Annotated in this window: 2 protein-coding genes; both read left to right on the top strand. The window is 70.2% G+C overall.

Annotated features, from left to right (window positions below):
• The first annotated feature begins 223 nt into the window (after nucleotides 1–223).
• On the top strand, nucleotides 224–1564 hold the full coding sequence (glnA, locus tag N415_RS30210; RefSeq protein ID WP_068101920.1) for a type I glutamate--ammonia ligase: 1341 nt from the start codon (nucleotides 224–226) through the stop codon (nucleotides 1562–1564).
• Between the two features lie 51 nt (nucleotides 1565–1615).
• The coding region (locus N415_RS30205) for a bifunctional [glutamine synthetase] adenylyltransferase/[glutamine synthetase]-adenylyl-L-tyrosine phosphorylase (RefSeq protein ID WP_081665618.1) at nucleotides 1616–3517 on the top strand (1902 nt) is incomplete at its 3' end.

The following is a 3517-nucleotide window of genomic DNA, read 5'->3' as shown; positions in this document are numbered from 1 at the left end:
GGCGCCACCGGCGGCGCGGGCGGTCTCGGCGACGTCCTCGCCGGTGGTGGCGGCGGTGGCGGTGGTGGCAGCGCCGCCGTCATAAGCGCCGGCAACGGCACCGCCACCGGCGGCCGCGGCGGCACCGGTCTCTAGCGCACCGGAATCAAGGGCGGAGCCCCGCAACGGTTCTGAGCGGGCGTCGGTAACACAAAATTAACAGCGGTTGCCTACTGTTCGAGTTATGGATCGACAGAAGGAATTCGTCCTCCGCACGTTGGAGGAGCGAGACATCCGCTTCGTTCGGCTCTGGTTCACCGATGTGCTCGGCTACCTGAAGTCCGTAGCCATCGCGCCGGCCGAACTCGAAGGCGCCTTCGAGGAGGGCATCGGCTTCGACGGATCCTCGATCGAGGGCTTCGCACGCGTCTCCGAATCCGACACCGTCGCCAACCCCGACCCGTCGACCTTTCAGGTGCTGCCCTGGGCGACCCCGTCCGGCCACCACCACTCCGCGCGGATGTTCTGCGACATCACCATGCCCGACGGCTCGCCGTCGTGGGCTGACCCGCGGCACGTGCTGCGCCGCCAGCTGCAGAAGGCAAACGACCTCGGCTTTTCCTGCTACGTGCATCCCGAAATCGAATTCTTCCTCCTGGAGTCCGGCCCCAACGACGGGTCGCGGCCCATCCCCGTCGACAGCGCCGGCTACTTCGACCAGGCGGTGCACGACTCCGCGTCCAACTTCCGCCGGGACGCCATCGAGGCCCTCGAGTTCATGGGCATCTCGGTCGAGTTCAGCCATCACGAGGGCGCGCCCGGTCAGCAGGAGATCGACCTGCGCTTCGCCGACGCGCTGTCGATGGCCGACAACGTCATGACGTTCCGCTACGTCATCAAGGAAGTCGCGATCGAAAACGGCGCACGGGCGTCGTTCATGCCCAAGCCCTTCGCCGAACACCCCGGCTCGGCCATGCACACCCACATGAGCCTGTTCGAGGGCGACGTCAACGCCTTCCACAGCACCGACGACCCGCTGCAACTCTCGGACGTGGGCAAATCGTTCATCGCCGGGATCCTCGAGCACGCCTCGGAGATCAGCGCCGTCACCAACCAATGGGTCAACTCCTACAAGCGGCTGGTGCAGGGCGGCGAGGCGCCCACCAACGCGTCGTGGGGGGCGGCCAACCGGTCGGCCCTGGTGCGCGTCCCGATGTACACACCGCACAAGACGTCGTCGCGGCGGATCGAGGTGCGCAGCCCCGACTCGGCGTGCAACCCGTACCTGGCGTTCGCCGTGCTGCTGGCCGCCGGACTGCGCGGCGTGGAGAAGGGCTACGTGCTGGGACCGCAGGCCGAGGACAACGTGTGGGACCTGACGCCCGAGGAACGCCTCGCGATGGGATATCGGGAGCTGCCCACCAGTCTCGACGCGGCGCTGCGCGCCATGGAGGCCTCCGAGCTGGTCGCGGAAACGTTGGGGGAGCACGTGTTTGACTTCTTCCTGCGCAACAAGCGCACGGAGTGGGCCAACTACCGCAGCCACGTCACGCCCTACGAGCTGCGCACCTACCTGTCGCTCTAGCTCACACCCTGCGCCGATCGGTCTGAGAGACCGGCGGCTTGCGCTACGGTCGTGGTCGTGACCAAACCCGCGACCGAACGTCCCCGGCTGCCCAGCGTGGGCCGGCTCGGGTTGGTCGACCCGCCTGCCGGTGATCGTCTGGCGCAGCTGGGTTGGTACGAGCGCGACGACCAGAACTACGTCGACCGGTTGTGGGCGTTGTCGCGTGCGCCCGACCCGGACGCCGCGCTGCGGGTGCTGGTGCGGCTGTGGGAGAACCCGGACAGCGATTGGGACGAACTGAGCGCCGCGCTGCTCACCGAACGCGGGCTGCGCGGTCGGCTGTTCGGGGTGCTCGGCTCGTCGCTGGCCCTCGGGGATCACCTCGCCGCGAACCCGCAGTCGTGGAAGTTGTTGCGCGGCAAGGCCCGCCTGCCCTCGCGCGAGGAACTGTGCGCGACGTTCCTCGAGTGCGTCGACGAGGCGCTGAGCGCCCCGGGGTCGGCGCTGGAACGCCTGCGCATCCTGTACCGGGATCAGCTGATGGTGTTGGCGGCCCTCGACCTGGCCGCCACGGTCGAGGACGAGCCAGTCCTCCCGTTCACCGTGGTGAGCGCCCAGCTGTCGGACCTGGCGGACGCCGCGCTGGCCGCCGCGCTGCGGGTGGCCGAGGTCAGTGTGTGCGGCGACCGCACGCCGCCCCGGCTGGCGGTCATCGCGATGGGCAAATGCGGTGCCCGCGAACTGAACTACGTCAGCGACGTCGACGTCATCTTCGTCGGCGAGCGCGCGGACGCGGTCACCACCCGGGTGGCCAGCGAGATGATGCGGGTGGCGTCGTCGGCCTTCTTCCAGGTCGACGCCGGGCTGCGGCCGGAGGGCCGCAGCGGCGAGCTGGTGCGCACCGTCGAATCGCACATCGCCTACTACCAGCGCTGGGCCAAGACGTGGGAGTTCCAGGCGCTGCTGAAGGCCCGGGCGGCCGTCGGCGACGCCGAGCTCGGCGAGCGCTACCTGGCCGCGCTGACGCCGATGGTCTGGGTCGCCTGCGAGCGTGAGGATTTCGTCGTCGAGGTCCAGGCCATGCGCCGCCGGGTGGAGCGGCTGGTGCCCGCCGAGGTGCGCGCCCGCGAGATCAAACTCGGCAGCGGCGGCCTGCGGGACGTGGAGTTCGCGGTGCAGCTGCTGCAGCTAGTGCACGGCCGCACCGACGAGTCGCTGCACGTGGCCTCGACGGTGGACGCGCTGGACGCGCTGGGCCGGGGCGGCTACATCGGACGCGAGGACGCGGCGAACCTGACCGCGTCCTACGAGTTCCTGCGGTTGCTCGAGCACCGGCTGCAACTGCAGCGGCTCAAGCGCACCCACCTGCTGCCGGAGGCCGACGACGAGGAGGCGGTGCGCTGGCTGGCGCGGGCGGCGCACATCCGGCCCGACGGCCGCCACGACGCGGCGGGGGTGCTGCGCGAGGAACTCCGGCACCAGAACGTGCGGGTGTCCGGCCTGCACGCCAAGCTTTTCTACCAGCCGCTGCTGGAGTCCATCGGCCCCGCCGGTTTGGAGATCGCGCACGGCATCACCTCCGAGGGCGCCGAGCGGCAGCTGGCGGCGCTGGGCTACGAGGGGCCGCAGACCGCGCTGAAGCACATGTCGGCGCTGGTCAACCAGAGCGGGCGGCGTGGCCGGGTGCAGTCGGTGCTGCTGCCGAGGCTGCTGAACTGGATGTCCTACGCGCCCGATCCCGACGGCGGGCTGCTGGCGTACCGGCGCCTGTCGGAGGCGCTGGCCGGGGAGAGGTGGTACCTGGCCACGCTGCGGGACAAGCCCGCGGTGGCCCGGCGGCTGATGCACGTACTGGGAACGTCGGCCTACGTGCCGGACCTGTTGATGCGCGCGCCCCGGGTGATTCAGGACTACGGCGACGGTCCGGGCGGGCCCAAGCTGCTCGAGACCGACCCCGCCACGGTGGCCCGG

The sequence above is a fragment of the Mycobacterium sp. UM_CSW genome (assembly GCF_000455205.1).
Lineage (GTDB): Bacteria > Actinomycetota > Actinomycetes > Mycobacteriales > Mycobacteriaceae > Mycobacterium.
The sequence above is the reverse complement of the archived record's forward strand: the minus strand, read 5'-3'. Positions and strand labels throughout refer to the sequence as shown.

Coding starts and splice junctions, on each gene's coding strand:
- glnA (WP_068101920.1), top strand. CDS start 224: ATGGATCGACAGAAGGAATTCGTCCTCCGCACGTTGGAGGAGCGAGAC.